Source organism: Rubripirellula tenax, from assembly GCF_007860125.1.
GTDB classification, from domain to species: domain Bacteria; phylum Planctomycetota; class Planctomycetia; order Pirellulales; family Pirellulaceae; genus Rubripirellula; species Rubripirellula tenax.
In genome coordinates this window covers 626,408-643,419 of sequence record NZ_SJPW01000006.1, presented here as the reverse complement: position 1 = coordinate 643,419, position 17,012 = coordinate 626,408, and the positions used below count along the sequence as shown (strand labels likewise).

Sequence of the window (17,012 nt, the reverse complement as noted above, 5' to 3'; positions counted from 1 at the left end):
CCTTCTCAAGCGCCCCGTGACAGCACCACGATGATGACGAGCAACGTCCGCTGGAGGATTGGGGCAAGTTGATCGGCGACGTGCCCAGCGCGACGGCGATCCTGGACCGGTTCCTGTCCGACGCCGAAGTGATCCAAATCACCGGCGACAGCTACAGACTACGAGGCCGCCGAGCCGATAAAGAGGTTGACCCGGCATCACAGCCAAAATCCAAAACCAGCCAAACCCGCAAACCGGGACCGGCCGCCGAAGCCACCGAGAAAACCGCCTAAAACCATCCCAAGACTGGCTGGTTTTAACCCGCAAACGAGTGGCTGGTTCTGACCCGCAAACTGACACTACTACAATAGCCAAATCACTATTGATCCCTGGTCGCTCTCTCGCCCATCAGCACGCACCGCGGTGACCTTGAACGTCACCTGGTCGACTGTTTTCAGGTCCGGGGCTTGGTAAGCGAAATCGGTGCCCGAGATTTCGGCGGCGATCAGCTCGTAGTCCGGTGCGTTGCCAACCGCGCGGTAAAGTTTGTACGACGTTGCATTCGCGCTGCCGGTCCAGAAGAACTGGATCTGATCTGTTCCTGCTTCCTCATTTAGCTGCAGGTTCGTGGGCGCGATTACTGGAATGCAGACAGGGATGTCGGTGAACACGTAGGTCTGGCCTTTGGTGGTCTTGATGCTGACTTGGTCACTGCCCTTGAGGGCGAAGTCTACCGCCTGACCTTCGGAGGTCTTGATGACGGCCTGGGTGACGTTGGGGTATCTCAAGTCCAGGTTCCCGCCGGATGTGGACAACACTTCTAATTGGCTAGCGTGACCGCCGGACCACTGCGCCGACACCTCGAAGTTGCCTCGCGCCAACAAGCCTCGGTAGCTGCCTTCGGGCCATGCCTCGGGCATTGCGGTCAATGGTGCCACGACGTGGTCCTGGCTCTGTAGCAGCATCTCGGCCACACCGGCCGTTGCGCCGTAGTTTGCGTCCGCCTGGAATAACGGTCCGCCCCGGTGGTCATTGAACAGGTTGTGAAGGTAGTTTTCGCCCAACAGCGATTCATAGAACGAGTACGCCTCCTCGCCGTCGTGAACTCTGGCCCACATCGCGATCCTTTCGGCACGCGCCCATCCAATATTGGTTTGATTGGTGCGTTTGGTCAGGCTGACCTTGGCGGCATCAAGCCAAGCCGGAGTCGCGTCGTTAATCAATTGGCCCGGGTATAACCCGAGCAACATGGAGGCGTGTCGGTGTGTGGGGTCGCCAATTTCGCCGTAATATTGCTCCTGACGAAATTCCTTGATGTGCCCTGACTTGCCGATCTGGATTGGGTCAAGCAGTTGCAACTGGTTCTTGAGCGTGGGCAATCGGCTATCGCTGCGTCCCAGAATCTGTGCCGCCGTCAACGTGTTGTGGTGGTTCTCGTAGAACATCTGCTGGTCGAAGGTCGTGCCTACCGTGTTCCGCAGCTTTTGCTCCGGGGACGAAGAAGGGTCGGCAAGCAGGACGCCATCGACGTCTTTGACAAACCGGGATACAAAATTTGCCTGGTCATACATCACGGGATACACCTTGTCCGCGAGCAGCGACGGATCGCGCGTATAGTCGTAGTAGTCCCAGAACATTTGAGCGATCCAAGAACCAGTGCCGAAGCCGGCCACGGGTGACTTCCCAGTAACCGTGTATGGGTTGGTCCAAAACGGTCCGGACCAACCGTTGTCGCCACCTGAATCAAGCTGCGAGGGATTGAACTCCGTAATGTACTGCGTCGCGTACTGGCGCTGGCGAGGGACGAACGCTTTGAAGAAGCCGACATAGCTTTCAAACAGCTCCGGCAGGTTGGCACAGAAGGCAGGCGCATACGCCATCTGCACGTTGGTATCGTGCAGGTACTGCGACGCCCACGGCGGATCGCTATAGACGTTCCAGATTCCCTGCAGGTGAGGCGGCAGCGTGCCTGCCCTCGACGAACAGATCAGCATGTAACGTCCGAATTGGAACGCGAGTTCTTCGAGGTAGCGGCTCGATTCGCCATCGGGATACGCATCGACCAGTTCGTCGGTGCAGACGCTCGGCTGCGTAGCACCAAGGTCAAGGCTCACACGACCGAAAAGTTTTTTGTAATCAGCTTGATGGTTTGCCAACAACTGTTCGTAGGACTTCGCCGCCGCATCGTTCAGATACCGAGTCACTTTGTCGTGGGGGTGGGGAAAACTTGAAAGCTTGTCGGCGTTCTCTGAGGTCAGAAACACCTCAGGGCTGATCTGATAGTTGGTCCCAACTGCGACCAGAATCACCGCGCTATCGGCGTCTGAAACGGTGATCGTTCCGAGTGCGTGTCTCTGCGACCGCCACGCGCCAACCTTCATCGTCCCACCTGTCGGAATGACCTTCAACTGACCTTCGTACTTCACCCCGTAATAATCCATCACACCGGACAGCGTGATCGTATCCTCGTTCGCTACCCCCATTCCCGACTTGCCAGTTCCCCAAAACGGGATAGTCGGCCGAAGCGTGAACGACAACGCGCCCGGCTTCGACGCGGTCAATCGTATTGCCATCACCTTGTCGGGATAGCTGGTGAAGTACTCTCGGGAGTACTCCACGCCGTCCTGCTGATACCTCACATGGGAGACACCTTCGTTAAGGTTTAGTTCCCGCTCGTAGTTGCTAATGTTGTTGTGGCCGAAGTCGATATAGACCTCCGCAAAATTGTTAAGACCTCCGTGGCGAAGGCCTCGACCTTCCGTCGAGTCGTACAGGCTATTCTCGGTGATCTGGATGCGTTCGCTCGTCGTACCACCGAACACGTTGACCCCCATATAGCCATTGCCCATCGGGATCGACCGGTTGACCCATCCGTCGTCGTTGTCTGGGGCCGGCTCGTCGTACCAGAGTCGTAGAGTTTTGGCTGGCCCACCTGCAATCAATCCAGAGGTGGGTTCCTCAGCAGACATCTTCTGAGCGTCCCCCATGCTCGCGCAGATGAACGGGAACACGGCTAACACGGCTATCATTGACTTCGGTACAAACATCGGTCCTCCGGAAAACTCACTTTAATTCGACGCCCAGAGTTTAATGCAAATCACGCCATAAGTCTTTGTGCAGTTAGGCTGATTAACGCCGGTTCCTGCCGGCCGGTATCCTGCGTGAACGGCCTCCTACTAATTCGACGCACCGCCATCCGCGCGAATGTGTTGGCCGGTAACCCAGGCTGCATCGTCACTGGCCAGGAACGAAACGACTGCGGCAATATCACTGGGGTGCCCAAGTCGTTTGAACGGCGATAGGTCACGAAAGAACTCCTTCCGTGCCTCGTCGCTGGCGGCGAACATCCCAGGCTCGGTGGCCCCAGGGCGAACACTGTTGACCGTAATCCCTCGCGCCCCAAGTTCGTGCGACATCGAAACAAGCATCGCGTCGACACCCGCCTTGGTCGCTGAATACGCACCGGTTCCCACGCGAGGGCGTTCGGCCAGCTGCGATGAGACAAAGATCAACCGTCCACCGTCGCTGAGCCGTCGCGCAGATTCGCGCAGAGTCAAGAATGCACCGACAAGATTAACAGAGACCAACGTCTTGAAATCATCCAATTCGACTTGCGCGATCGGACCGCCTCCGCCAACTCCCGCATTCGCCACGACAGCATCTAAACCGCCGAATTCTGAGCACGCGGACTCGAACATTTTCTCAATGGCAACTTCGTCAGTAATGTCTGCCGAATACGCGATCGCAAGACCACCTGAATCAGCAATCTCCTGGACGACTCTTTCCGCGGAGTCACGATCGTTTCCATAGTGGACCACCACGCGATATCCGTTACCGGCCAATCGTCTACAGATCTCACTGCCAATGCCGCCCGATCCACCTGTGACCAGTGCGGTTCGGTCATTGGACTTTGCTGATCTTTTCGAATTCATCTTACAGATACTCTCCGTTGGCCCCCTTCCCGGTGGCGGATGATTCGCTCGGAAAGAAACGTTCTGATGCAGGGCTCGCAAATCAGTGCAATGATCGCGAGTGACAATTCAGTCGTGACTATTTTTTAGCGGCCGCTTCGACTGCTTTGATGACGTCGGCTGGCTCGGCTCGATTTTTGTAATCCGCATCAAGGAACGCGTAGGTGATCTTGCCGGACCGGTCGATGACATAGGTCGCCGCAAGCGGTAGTTCCATCGCATGGTTCCCGTTGTACTCAGGCAGTTTTAGTTTGTCGCGATACGCTGGAATGATCGCTTCCGGAAGATCGAATACGAGCCCGTACTTTCGTGCCACAGCATTGCCTTGATCGTGCAAGGCCACGATGCCCAGATCATTTGCCTCAGCCGTTTCCTTGGCCTTTTCTGGTAATTCGGGGGTGAGCACAACCAGCTTTGCACCGGCATTTTCGATCTTGTCCATGTTCTGCTGCATCGCGCGAAGCTGAATGTTGCAATAAGGGCACCAACCTCCTCGGTACCACACCAGCACGATCGGCCCTTGATTCCAAAGACTGCTTAGCTTGACACTCTTGCCGTCCCAGCCTGACAACTGGGCATCGATCGCCGCGTCACCAACTTGCTTAGCAGTGTTTTCAATGTTGGTCTCACGGACAGTCTCGATACCCCGAGCGTACGTTTGACGCACATTTTCAGGCAGTCGCTCCGCGCTTGCGGCCACCTTCTCTTCAAGCAGTTTGGAAAGCATTGGTGTATTTCCTGTATCTGTTGGTTTGATCGATTGGGGTTGTGGATTCGCACTCTGCGCGCTCGCAGTGTTGACGCTCAAAACGAGGGCAAGCAAGAGCAAGGCGAGAGGGATTGTTTTCGTGTTCATTTTCGTTGTTTCCTTGGGGGGAATTGAGAGCTCGATGTGACATGGCGGCCGCACTGGAGACCAGCATCTGTTGATGCCCCTCATGCCGTGTTCGTATTGGCGTTAAGTTGGATGCTGAGCCTTCGATGCGCGTGCACTGCCGTTGTCACCTAGATAGGACGAAATTCGGCTGTAGCGAGAAAACAGGCTGGTTGGAGCAATCGTCACGATCCTTAACGCGGTAAAGACGAAAGGCTACTTGGGAGCGGAACGCAGGAAAAACTCGAAGACCAAAGCGCCCTTCATTGCCGCGGTTGCATAGAGGCTGTGTGAACAATCAGTCAGTCATCTGCCCGCCACAGTCGCGACACTTGTCTTGACCGGTCGGTCTAATTGAACGCTAAAGAATGGTGAAGGCTTGCTCCTCTGAACGATCGCGCACATTTTAGCCAAACTCCCAGCCTTCCCTTCTGTTACCTGCCGTCCCTAGGAAATCATGCCAACCGCATATCTCGCGAATTGCTGCAACGCCGTTTTCCCAAACGCCCCGCGACCCAGCACATGAATCCTAATGACTAGGGCGATCAAGGATTTTGCCGTGGGGCGAGTGTCAACGGAATCGGGAATCTTGCCAAGCTTCTTGCCTCTCTCGATTCGTCCTTCAAAAAACGCAACGACGTTTTCAATTTCCTCCGAAACAAGTTGCTTGACATCATCATCGTGTGACGGAAATTCCATCGCGGTGTCGAACAGCAAGCATCCTTTCTTGTCAGGATCGTTCAGTGTGGCTTTTACGAGGGAAAGAAAAAAACATCGCGATCGCTTCACGCCGATCATTGACCGTTTCCAGCATTCGCAACTTACCGGCCCTGCGTTCACCGCGGTACTTCAGCTGCGCACGCACGAAAAGATCATGTTTCCCGTCAAATGTGTTGTACAGACTCCCCCGTTCGATTCCTGTCGCTGCTGTGACGTCAGAGATCGATGTGGCGGCATATCCCTTTTCCCAGAAGGCCTCCTTCGCCCGCTCGATCACGTCCGATTGTTCAAATGATTTTTCCCAGGGCATGTCCGCCTCACGCGTACAATATTCTTGATTCGTCCACCAAACATGCGTCTTATTGACCGATCGTTCAACACAATGCAAAGCCTCAGTTCTGGTTCCAGGAGCGGTCAAAGGTGACAGATATTGAATCGGCCGTTTGGGCAGCTGCGGTAGTGAGTGAGCGCATGTGAAAGAAAAGCGACGCGACCTGTTTCTTGGCCATTCTTGATATCGGACTTGCCACGCTGCGGTAGCCGACGGCGGAGATAGGCATGGCAAATCTACGACACCGACGCAGTTTCGATCGGACCGCGCTCCGCGGAGGATTCCGCAGCGGTCGCATCGACTGACGAGAGAATGCCCCAGAGCGACTGGTCACCTTGACCGAAAATCGGTGCTTGACCGTGGTTTGTCAAAAACTTCGCCATGCCCCGTTGAAATCAAGTCAAATGCATTGGTTATCCCGCCTGCTCCTCGTGGTGCAGGCCGGGTCGCCAGCACGCTATGATTCCCACGACGAAGAAATTCAAAAATGCCTGAAAAACCAATGTGTGAACTGATGCCTGTACGAATACCGACTCTCACCAACATCGTCCGCGGTTTTGCAATCGTGTCGCTGATCGTCTGCTTCAGCGCGACCTCAAGAGCGGATAACTGGCCTCAGTTTCGCGGCCCCAATGCCAATGCACTGTCGACGCGGCCATTGCCGACGACTTGGTCGGACCATGATGGGGCGACACAGAACATTCGATGGAAAATCCCTGTCGCTGGCGAAGGCTGGTCGCAGCCGGTCGTTTGGAGCAAAAAGGTGTTCCTGACCGCCGCGGTGCCATTGTCGGATGCAGACAGTGGTCCGGAACCTTACTCTGGTGGCGGTGGGCGTGCGCGGAAGGACTTGATGGAGACAGAGTTTCTTTATCAAGTCATTTGCGTCGATGCCGATTCGGGTGCCGAAGTTTGGCGAACGACTTGCAAGGCAGGAAAACCACCGATCCCGCGCCACAACACGAACACGTACGCTACCGAAACGCCGATGACCGACGGCAAGCGGGTCTATGCCTACTTTGGCATGAACGGCATCTACGCATTGGACATGGAAGGGAAAGTTCAATGGCAACAGGATCTTGGCGTCTTCGAGATGAGAGCGGATTGGGGAACCGCCAGTTCGCCGACTCTTTTTGGTGGCAAGTTGTTTGTCCAAGTTGACAATCAAGTCGAGTCATTCTTGATTGCGTTGGACGCGGAAACCGGCGATGAAATCTGGCGCGTCGCACGCGATGAAAAATCGCAATACAGCAGCCCAATGATTTGGCAGAACTCGTTGCGAAACGAACTGATCATCGGCGGGATGATCTATCGGTCTTATGATCCCGCGACGGGCAAGCTACTTTGGAAACTTGACATGGCGAAGGGACGCAGTTCCGCGACGCCAGTTGCCGACGGCGACAAGCTTTTCGTTGGTAACGAGCTGAGGAGTCGTGGGGGCGAAGACGATGGTGGAGGACGACTATTCTGCGTCAAACCGGGCGGCAGCGGCGATATCACTCCACCAGACGATTCTCCAGAAAGTGAATTCGTTGCGTGGTGGATCGAAAAAGCTGACATGCAGATGGCATCGCCGACGATCTGCAACGGGAAAATTTACCTGTTCGAACGCAGCGCGGGCAACATGCGCTGCGTCAACATGGAAACAGGCGAGACCGTTTACCGCCAGCGTTTACGCGGTGCGAAAGCTTTCTGGGCGTCGCCGTGGACAGATGGAACACGTGTTTTCTCGCTTGATTCAAACGGAATGACTCATGTCTTATCGTCGTCGGACAAGTATGAATTGCTGGCCGCCAATGAATTCGATCAGCAGACTTGGAGCACTCCCGCCCTGGCTGACGGACGGATCTATTTGCGAACGAGCGAAAATCTGTACTGCATCGAAAACCAGTCGCCCGTCGATCGGCAAGCGAAGTAGTTACGAAGGGCTGGTTCGCACCCAGGGCCGACGCATACTAACTCGTTGGTATTCCAAGGACTTGCGCGAGGAAGTTTGGGTTCCAACCGGCCATTCGGCGACGCATCGCGATGCTTTCCTTGTTGTCGACTTGCTTTAGTAGGCTGATTGCGAACCGTTTGAGCCATGCCAAGTTGTCCGCGAGTATTCGGTTTCGCACTCGGCTTTCGTCCTCGCGAAACGTGACATCCAGGCACCAGTGAAGCGTATTCTCGATGCCCCAATGACCTCGCACGCATGCTGCGAACCGCTTCACTCCGAGCGCGAGCGAACTGATGTAGTAGCGAACATCACTGGTCCACTTCTTCCCGCTTTCACTCATCCGAATCACAACACCAATGGTCCGCATGTTCTTCCATTTCTCCTTCCCCACCAGTTCTTCAGGGACGGGCAATTGATAGTAGATCAATTCATCGTTGCGGCCGTGTCCCTTGACCCGCTCGACGTGCTTCCGGACGGTGGTGTCGGCAAAGTCGTTTTCCATGTGCCTTGTGATGTAGTCGATCACGGCATCATGCAGTGTTCCCTGATTGCCTTTGAGTGCCAAAACGTAGTCGCCTTTGCCATCGACAATTTTCGCCGCGATGTTCCTTTGGCATCCTGCTGCGTCGATGGTGACGACGGACTTCTTGATCTCGATTTGGTCCAGAAGTTCAGGGATTGCGGTGATTTCGTTCGACTTTTCGGCCGTCGCCAATTGTCCCAAGCTGATCCCACGCGTTACCGCCCAAGCACTGACCAGAAACAGCGGACCAAGACCACCGGCCCGATCATGGCTACGACGAAGAGCCTTACCATCGATTGCCACAATATCCAGTTCACCTTGCTTTGGCTTACCAGAGAGCCGTTTGATCCAACGCTCGAAACAGGATTGAAACGCCGCTGGTTTGAGCGTCATCAACACGCGACCGATGGTGTCATGCGAGGGAACCCCCGAGGGCAACTTCAAACGATCTTTCAGCCAGTCTTCATTGCTCTTGGCCCAAACGCCGATCGCCTTGGGGCCGTCTGCACCAGCGATGACCGCCATGATGCTGATCACGATGATGTCGCCAAGCAGATGCCGCTGGTTGACGTGCGAACGCGGGTCAGGCAGTTCGGCAAAGTCATTGAGAATATCTTCAACACAGATCTCAGTCGTCTTTTTCTTGGCCACGTCGCTGCCCGGGTAACATCGTTTTGAAAACACAAAGTCGACAAAACGAATCATCCCGGATTCAAACCAACCGCGCTAGCCCAGATTGCCTAAAGTGCGCGTCGGCCCTGGGTTCGCACCGGCCGGTAGTTGGCGTGACCGATCGGTGAAACCGGCCCTAGCTGCTCCCAATTTTGTTTGATTCTTCAAAAACGATTCTTTGAGAACCTCTCTACGCATAAACCCGAGAGCGATCCCCATGAAACCAATCGCGTTTTTACTGTTCGCCTTGATGCCAATGATGGCTAGTGCTGCGGATTTCCAGCCGGATGAATCGCTGGTCTACAAGGAAGCTGCAGTTCAAACCAACAACGGTACGGGGGTCAGCGAAACGCTTCGCGTGGGGTCATGTGCGGGTTTCGGGTTTGATCCCAAGCAGGCTTTCGATCTTCTTGACTCGCGTCCCCACTTTCGAGTTGTTGATTAGCAACTTTTTCGCTCGCTTTACCATATCGGAAGAACTGTCGGGATGGCCGAGTCCGAACTGTGTGGATAGCTCGGAAAGTGTAGCAGTCGTGTACTTGCGGCACAGGTAGGCCGCGATGTCTCGCCCCCCGGCGTGACTGCGGAAACCACGGTAGTCGTTGACAGAAACTCCGTACTCTTTGGCCGTCACCAACATCACTTGATCGACCGTCACCGCTGATGTCCGGCGAGCTAGCCGATGATGCTCAGCGTCGTCCTCGTTCGCTGCGAGAGCCAACATTCGCCTGAAGAAGTCTTCTCCACCGTAGACCCAGTCCCTCAGGCGATCCACCTTGGGATCATTCGGGCAGTTCATTCCCGATTTGACAAACCGCCGGTAGGCCGATGCTGTGTCACTGCCTCCATTGAGCCCGCTCCAGTAGCGATGGTGCTCGTCGTAGGCAATCCAATCGACGCGCCGACTCTTGCGGGCATAGCCAGAGTAACTGCTATGCGAATACGCTTCGGGCGATTCCGCAAGTGGCTTGCCACCGTTGCAAGGGTTCAAGTGGATGTAACGACTCAAGTTCCAGTAGTACCCTTCGTCCTCGACCGGAAAGGCTTTGTAGCGGCCTTGAAACAGATGACCGCTACGTCGATTGCGTTTGGCGTACCAATTTGCATATCCGCTGAGCCAGTGCTGCATCCCGCGAGCGAGGTTAGGCTGCGGCGTCCGGATCAAAGCGTGAATATGATTTGGCATCCAGCAGTAGGCGACCACCAACCATCCACTGCGATCGACTTCGTCGACCAATCCCTGAGTGAACCGTTCAAAATGACTCTGGTCATGAAAGAGTTTCCGGCGTCCCTCTCCACGGGTCACGACGTGGTAGATCGCGTTCGCATACTCCAGTCTGGGCCGGCGTGGCACGAGGACATTCCAGTCAGGCTAGGAAATTCCAAAACACACATTTTCTCCGACGATCAATAACCCGTCAACCCCGAAACCCAAACATGACCCGACGCGCAGCGTTTCCCCGAATTTGCACATCGACGGATGTTTGCCTGCGATGCCAATCGCACCTGTTTCCGTAGCCCTCCACTGTGCCCAGATTTTCCAACGAGCAAGCCGGTCGATACGAAATTCTGTCTCACCCAGAAGCTTCCAATGACCTTCCCGTTCGTCGAAACACTCCAGGCAAATCCGCCTCAGGTGTAAATCTTCGTACGTACCATACCCATTCCAGGCGTGGAAAAACGCATCTCCTACGAAATACCCGAACTGGTTCAGTAAGCCTGTGACCACCGACGTACCGCCCCGGTATGACCCCAGCACGGCAACTGTCGAAAACGCTTGCGTCTTCACTGCAAATCCTTCCCCCGTTTACGAGGTTGCTCGTTCGTTCAAAACTCGGATGCGATGGCTTCACCTGATGCCCGGCTTCCGAGTGAGCCCCAGAGCCCATAAGGGCTCTTTGAACCTGGAACTGTTGGAAGTGTTGGGTCCATGACGGTCCCATTTTCTCGAACGCTGCCGTGACTTCCGTCTCCAGCATCAATGGAGTCAGTTACAAAACGAACTGCGCCGTCCGACATCATTGCATGCGCGCCACCTGGATGACGACTTGCTGCACTGAGCACGCCCTCATCAAGTAAGTCTGTTATCGAATCGAACGAGCTATTCCAGGTACAGCTTTGCCGATTCGGTGGCAAAATCGTTTGAAAGCCAGTATATCCGACTCGACCACACGCCCATTTATGTCCACGCCGATTTGTGGAGTCAGCACCTGCTTCTGGAGTTCCAGGTATCCAAAATCTTGGTCGCGAAGTATCCAAGAAGACGGAGCAGTAGTTTGGATTTGTCCTCAGTTCGACATCAGATGCCGCAACCTGAGATCGAGAATCTCCGTCACCAAGGTCGGTGATGATTTCGCCCATGGCGATCGTGTTTGAGAGACCGTCCGAGATGTTGTTGAAACTCATCACTTTACGATTTACAAAAACGCCGCGGCATGACTCCCGAGTTCGCAATGCAGTTGTCGAGGTGATGCGCCCCACAGGGTCTTCAGGGCCCACATTGGTTTGTTGAACTGCATCCCCGACACAAAATGAATAATTCGTGCGCCCGAAAGCAGGGAGCCCTACGCCTGGGTCACTCGGGCACCTTAGCAGGGCGATCTCCGTCATCCAAGGTTCATACCGATGTGCTTGCTGGTCCGCCAGGCTAACATTGGGATGGGGGCCCATGGGAGCGTAAAACGTCCCAGGAGCACCGACAGTTACCGGATAGACGTTCGAAATCTTCTCCCAAAGCGGTTGCTGTTCCATAAACGGCAGCAGACCTGGAAAAGCGCTCAACTCATTCCCGTTGTGCCCACCTGCCTGTTGAGGAGTTGGACCAGGAATCCCACCACCCATCAACGGTCCGGCGAAGAAAGTTCCACCCATTTGCTTTGGCAGATTTTTAAATGCCGAGTGGTAGTTGTGAATCGCTAACCCTAGCTGCTTAAAATTATTTCCGCAGCTCATGCGTCTCGCCGCTTCGCGAGCCGCTTGTACTGCCGGCAAAAGCAAGCCGACGAGAACACCAACGATAGCGATCACCACGAGCAGCTCAACGAGTGTAAATGCTCGGAAACGAACAACTTTTTTCATAAGATTCACTGCCCCAGATTTTCGAATTCGCAAACGACATTTAATGATTTTAGACGGAGGGACCATCTCTTTCAGCATTCTCTGGCGGAGTAAGGTTTTAGATAGTTGCCACGTCCACTGACAATTCTAATCCGTCAGGCCTACTGATAGTTGACCGTCCAGCCGCCTAACGACCTGCCTTGCGAATTGTTTCGTCACTCCGGTGGCGGAGTCTTCTTCGGGCGACCCCGCGGACGCAAGGTTGACTCCAGGTCATACCGGCGAGCGATTGATTCTACCCAAGCTTCACCGCCAAAGGGGCTTCCACGCTGAACGCACCATCGCAGCCTTTCCAATTCGCGATCCGACAATGTCCGCCGCACCCAACCGATCCAATCGGGGCGTCTGGCAATCGGCCACGGTGTCAGTAGCGAACGCTCGGTTGTCGTGCCTGAGTTCCAACGCCAGAGGCTTCCGAATCGCCAGTCCTCGGGTGATTGACAGAGCTCTGCCGAGAAGGCGTTTCGTTCGACGTAACGATTGACCGTCAGGAAATGCTCATCGTCTTGAACGGGGAACGACTTGTATCGGCCCTGGTACAGATGGCCCCGGCCCGCCGAGTGATGATGGGCGTGATAGCGCTGAGTATGCGTCAACTGCAACCGCTGGGCGAATCTCGACATTTCACCATCCTGTCGCGGACGAACGACCATGTGCCAGTGATTGGGCATCACGCAGTAACTGAACAGATCAATCTCGAAACGGGTGACCGCGTCGACGAGGATTCGTTCGAAGGCTTCATAGTCGGCCATCTTCTCGAACAGCTCAGTCCGCCAATTGGCACGATTGAGCATGTGGTAGATCGCACCGGCAGCGTCCGCCCGCTTGGCTCTTCCCATCGCCCGATTCCAGTCGCGTTAAAGCTGGATTCTAACAAAATGCCAGGCATGGCGCATAGAAACGGTACCTGACACCTTTTCCTTGTCTGTTCATCGGCGTCGGTGCAAACGACCCAACGGCCGGTGCCATAAAACTCTCGTATCAGGGTCGACGACCAACCTGATCCGCCCACCGAACTTCGATACGCATGAGGCATGAAATAGACATCGCAGTCGTGCTGCGATAGGAGTAGTTCAACGGTGCCGTCATCCGATCCATTATCGATGATCGCAAACCGGTCAACGCCCAAACTGCGATAGTGCCGCAGCGTGTCGGGCAATCGCAATCGTTCGTTGAAAGTGATCATGACGCATAAGACCTTGTCCAGCGGCAGCGAAGGCAGTCGCCTGGAAACCTGCAAGTCAACAAAGGCATTCGACATAGCATTTTGCAGTTCCGGCAATTCAGTAGGCGGCTTTCCACTCTCTGGATTCGCCGAGTGCTCCCACCCCAGCACGAGCGGAGTTCCCTGCCCAAGAGCTCGACAAGTGTCGGTGTACCAATCAATCGCGATCGACTTTCGGATATCGCCGACTTCACAGTAGTCGGCCAACCGACCAATCTCGAATTCCGGTTCGCGTCGCAGACGTTCGTAGTCAAAAACAAAATGTTCGACGCCCTCGAGGCTCGAATCCCGGCAACGGATCAGGTCGTGAACAATGTCCTCTACGTCCCCGCGAGGCCACCATGGGTGCCCGTTGGGAGACTTTGATTTTCGCCAAGCCGAAATGATCGATTCAGCATCCCGGGATACTGAGACCAGTTTCGCAGCAGATCCGCCATCACTTGTCCAAGCATCGGTCAATTCAGGTACCAATTTGCACAGCGTCGGATGCTTGCCAGCGATACCACATGCATCTTCTTCCACCGCTCGCCATCTCGCCCACTCACTCCACCGCGAAAGACGCTCAACACGAGTGGCAAAGTCAGCTCGGTGACTCCAATTTCCCTCACGCTCGTCAAAGCACTCCAGACATAGCCGCCTTAGGTAAACATCTTCGTAAGTCCAATACCCGTTCCACGCGTTGAAGAACGCGTCTCCGACGAAAAAACCGAAGTGCTTAAGCAGTCCCGTAACAACAGAGGTGCCGCCACGGTAGGAACCCAGTACGGCGACGGACGATAACTTGGGCCTATTCACACCGGACTCTTCTTCTTAAAGCGATGAAACACGTCAAACTCAAAAGTCTGCCGCAATGGGCTCGGCCGATCCACGACTACCGAGTGCCCCCCAAAGTCCGTAAGGGCTTTTCGATCCTGGAACCGTCGGAAGCGTTGGATCCATCGCGGTGCCATTCTGGCGAACGCTGGCATGACCACTGTTCCCCGCTTCGATCGAGTCAGTGATGAACCGAACCGCACCGTCGGCTAAGAGGACATGAGCGCCTCCTGGATGTCGACTCGCGGCGCTAAGCACTCCCTCATCCAGCAAGTCCGTAACATTCCCGAAGGAACTGTTCCAAGTACAACTTTGTCGGTTCGGTGGCAGGATTGTTTGAAACCCCGTGTATCCTACGCGACCACACGCCCATTTATGGCCGCGCCGATTTGTTGGAATCGTCCCCGCTTCCGGAGTCCCTGGCAACCAGAAACTTGGGCGTAACGGATCAATCATCGTTGCGCAAGCGTTTGGATTTGTCCTTAACTCCACCGCGGATGCGCCGATCACCGATCGCACATCGCCGTCACCAAGATCGGTAATGACTTCTCCCATCGCGATCGTGTTCGACAACCCGTCTCGGATATCGGCAAAGCTCGTAAACATTCGATTTACAAAAACTCCACGGCATGATTCACGAGCTCGTTGTGAGGGAATTGAGGTAAAGCGTCCCTCGGGATCCCCCGGCCCTATGTTTGTTTGTTGAATCGCATCACCAACACAAAATGTGAAATTGGTTCTTCCCAGTGCCGGTAGACCAACGCCCGGATCGCTCGGGCATCGAAGCGTTTGAATCTCTGCCATCCATGGTTCATACAAATGAGCCGCTTGCTCGTCCAAGTTCATATTGGGGTGTGGCCCCATCGCGGCGAAGTACGTTCCGGGGCTTCCAACCTGGACTTCGTAAACATTGCTAATCTGCTCCCAGAGTGCCTGTTGCTCCATGAAAGGCAACAGTCCCGGAAAGGCACTCAACTCATTGCCGTTCGTGCTACCAGCCTGCTGCGGAGTTGCCCCTGTGACATAGCCAAAGGTACCGCAGAAAACCGTTCCGCCCATTTGCTTCGGCAGATTTTTGAAGGCTGAGTGGTAGTTGTGAAGTGCCAAACCAACTTGCTTGAAGTTATTTCCGCAACTCATACGTCGGGCGGCTTCGCGAGCGGACTGCACTGCCGGCAAAAGTAATCCGACCAAAACGCCGATGATCGCAATCACTACAAGTAACTCGACGAGCGTAAAGGCTCGAAAACGAACGAGATTTTTCTGCATCAGATTCACTGCCCCAGACTTGCGACGACCCACGTTATTTGCACCAATTCTACACGAAACTACCTCGCGATTTTACTACCCATTCAAGAAGCGATGCCTCGCAAAAACGACTTGACCACGGCCGATTCCGAAAACTGGGGCCGTTCCACCGATGACCACCCTGCCGTGCGAAGATTCGAGTAGAAATCGCGACTATGAAGTAGCTCTTCGATGATGCGTGCCCAGCTTGCCGCGTCTTGATACTCGTCGACAAGAACCCCGCCGCCTCCGACGCTTTCAGGAAGCCCTCCGCGGCGGCTAGCGATGACCGGAACTCCCGCCGCTTGAGCTTCGGGCACGACCATCCCAAACCCCAGGGCGATTGCACGGGGATTTACCGGCTGAAAACGACCTTCTCCATGTAGTTATCGTCCCAGCCAGCGTTGAGCCGCTTGTTTTTGACTCCGCACTTAGCCGTCTTTTCTTGCTTGAGCAGACTTAAAGCTGTCCGTCTGAGCGTACTAAAGTTCTCGTCCCCATGCCCTTTGCGAATGCGACACTGGTCTTCGCCGAACGTCACATCCAACTGCCAATGGCAACTGTTTTCGATGCCCCAATGATCTCGCACCGCACCGGCGAACAATTCCCCGTCTACCACTTTGTTGAGGATGTAGTAACGCACCGCGATCTCGTCGCCTTTACGACGCTGTGTGTTATTGATCGACATGCCGATCGCACATAGATCCTTCCAACGACCTGCGTCAGGAAGGTCGTCGGGAACTTCACACAAGTAGTAGCTACGCTCGTCGATACGTCCGTGACCGGTTTCCTTCGTGTGATGCTCGGATACCTTGATTCTTGCAAAGTCATCTTCAAGGTGATCCAGAAAGAATGCCTTGATTCCCTCATGCAGCGTCGGTTGATTTCCTTTTACCGCCAAGCAATAGTCCGCACCTTCGTCAACGATCCTTGCAGCGATCTCGGTTTGGCATCCCATCGCGTCGATCGTCACCAAACCCCCGGAAACGTCGATCATTTCGAGCAGCTTGGGGATCGCTGTGATTTCGTTGCTCTTCGCGTCGACGACTGTTTGACCAAGACTGATGTGATTGTCCGTCGCCCACGCACTGACCATGTGAATGGCTGCCTTGCCGGTGGCCGTGTCATAGCTTCGACGAAGCGTCTTGCCGTCGATCGCAATGACTTGGCCGTCGGTAATCTTATGCAACTGGGTGATCCACTGAAGCAACATCGGTTCAAACTCTTCAGGCTTGATCGCGTTGAGAATCGCGTTGAAACGATCGTGCGAAGGGACCCCTTGGGTCATATCAAGGAACTTTGCAAACCACTCCTTCTTTGTGTTGGCAAACTTTGCAATCGCAACAAAATCATCCGCGCCCGCGATGACCGCACAGATGGTCATGAACAAGACATTGACCAATGGATAAACAGGTTCGCCCGGACGCGGGTCCGAGACGGCCTTGAGCTGTTCAACCAACGAAGCGGAGCGTTCCATCGAGTGAATCCGAAGCGAGTCGATTCGCCCGGCCGCTGCAAACCAGCCACCCAATCACGAACCCTTGCTCAGCTTCGCAGTTTG

Annotated in this window: 15 protein-coding genes and 1 pseudogene; 2 read left to right on the top strand and 14 right to left on the bottom strand. The window is 54.8% G+C overall.

From position 1 onward, the window contains the following. The first annotated feature begins 50 nt into the window (after positions 1-50). Positions 51-272, top strand: coding sequence for an ATP-binding protein (locus Poly51_RS31075; protein WP_449314220.1), 222 nt, complete (start codon positions 51-53; stop codon positions 270-272). Positions 273-341: 69 nt separating this feature from the next. On the opposite strand, the gene Poly51_RS23230 is transcribed toward Poly51_RS31075, so the two are convergent. The 5 genes from Poly51_RS23230 to Poly51_RS31420 form a co-directional block, all read right to left on the bottom strand. Beyond that, positions 342-2,948, bottom strand: coding sequence for a glycoside hydrolase family 95 protein (locus tag Poly51_RS23230; protein WP_246114711.1), 2,607 nt, complete (start codon positions 2,946-2,948; stop codon positions 342-344). A 207-nt stretch (positions 2,949-3,155) separates the two neighbouring features. Continuing rightward, the gene (locus tag Poly51_RS23225) at positions 3,156-3,911 is read right to left on the bottom strand and encodes an SDR family oxidoreductase (protein ID WP_146460546.1); all 756 of its coding nucleotides are present in this window, start codon (positions 3,909-3,911) and stop codon (positions 3,156-3,158) included. 118 nt (positions 3,912-4,029) lie between these two features. Continuing rightward, positions 4,030-4,677 (bottom strand): peroxiredoxin-like family protein, encoded by a 648-nt coding sequence (locus Poly51_RS23220; RefSeq protein ID WP_246114710.1) that lies wholly within the window; start codon positions 4,675-4,677, stop codon positions 4,030-4,032. Between the two features lie 594 nt (positions 4,678-5,271). Next, positions 5,272-5,622, bottom strand: coding sequence for a TetR family transcriptional regulator C-terminal domain-containing protein (locus Poly51_RS31425; RefSeq protein WP_390621802.1), 351 nt, complete (start codon positions 5,620-5,622; stop codon positions 5,272-5,274). Then, the gene (locus tag Poly51_RS31420) at positions 5,555-5,854 is read right to left on the bottom strand and encodes a TetR/AcrR family transcriptional regulator (RefSeq protein WP_246114708.1); all 300 of its coding nucleotides are present in this window, start codon (positions 5,852-5,854) and stop codon (positions 5,555-5,557) included. The genes Poly51_RS31425 and Poly51_RS31420 overlap by 68 nt, the downstream gene beginning before the upstream one ends. A gap of 508 nt (positions 5,855-6,362) precedes the next feature. Between Poly51_RS31420 and Poly51_RS23210 the strand changes: the two genes are divergently transcribed. Further along, a complete protein-coding gene (locus Poly51_RS23210) occupies positions 6,363-7,793 on the top strand; it encodes an outer membrane protein assembly factor BamB family protein (RefSeq protein ID WP_222435909.1) in 1,431 nt (476 codons plus the stop codon). A gap of 37 nt (positions 7,794-7,830) precedes the next feature. Here Poly51_RS23210 and Poly51_RS23205 read toward each other — a convergent pair whose 3' ends face one another. From Poly51_RS23205 to Poly51_RS23165, 9 genes and pseudogenes are all read right to left on the bottom strand, one after another. Beyond that, positions 7,831-9,042, bottom strand: coding sequence for an ISAs1 family transposase (locus Poly51_RS23205; protein WP_246114707.1), 1,212 nt, complete (start codon positions 9,040-9,042; stop codon positions 7,831-7,833). A gap of 331 nt (positions 9,043-9,373) precedes the next feature. After that, the gene (locus tag Poly51_RS23200) at positions 9,374-10,363 is read right to left on the bottom strand and encodes a transposase (RefSeq protein ID WP_146460542.1); all 990 of its coding nucleotides are present in this window, start codon (positions 10,361-10,363) and stop codon (positions 9,374-9,376) included. A gap of 18 nt (positions 10,364-10,381) precedes the next feature. Then, positions 10,382-10,798, bottom strand: a complete 417-nt coding sequence (locus Poly51_RS23195; RefSeq protein WP_146460540.1) for a hypothetical protein — start codon at positions 10,796-10,798, stop codon at positions 10,382-10,384. 38 nt (positions 10,799-10,836) lie between these two features. Continuing rightward, positions 10,837-12,165: a DUF1559 domain-containing protein gene (locus Poly51_RS23190; protein ID WP_315853680.1), complete on the bottom strand. Its 1,329-nt coding sequence runs from the start codon at positions 12,163-12,165 to the stop codon at positions 10,837-10,839. Positions 12,166-12,281: 116 nt separating this feature from the next. Beyond that, a complete protein-coding gene (locus Poly51_RS23185) occupies positions 12,282-12,965 on the bottom strand; it encodes a transposase (protein ID WP_146460536.1) in 684 nt (227 codons plus the stop codon). Positions 12,966-13,057: 92 nt separating this feature from the next. Next, positions 13,058-13,312: pseudogene (locus Poly51_RS31900) on the bottom strand (glycosyltransferase family 2 protein); the annotation flags it as partial. Positions 13,313-14,185: 873 nt separating this feature from the next. Next, positions 14,186-15,433, bottom strand: a complete 1,248-nt coding sequence (locus tag Poly51_RS23175) for a DUF1559 domain-containing protein (RefSeq protein WP_146460532.1) — start codon at positions 15,431-15,433, stop codon at positions 14,186-14,188. Between the two features lie 83 nt (positions 15,434-15,516). Continuing rightward, positions 15,517-15,777, bottom strand: coding sequence for a glycosyltransferase (locus Poly51_RS23170; protein WP_146460530.1), 261 nt, complete (start codon positions 15,775-15,777; stop codon positions 15,517-15,519). 29 nt (positions 15,778-15,806) lie between these two features. Then, the gene (locus Poly51_RS23165; protein ID WP_146460529.1) at positions 15,807-16,928 is read right to left on the bottom strand and encodes an ISAs1 family transposase; all 1,122 of its coding nucleotides are present in this window, start codon (positions 16,926-16,928) and stop codon (positions 15,807-15,809) included. Positions 16,929-17,012: the final 84 nt, after the last annotated feature.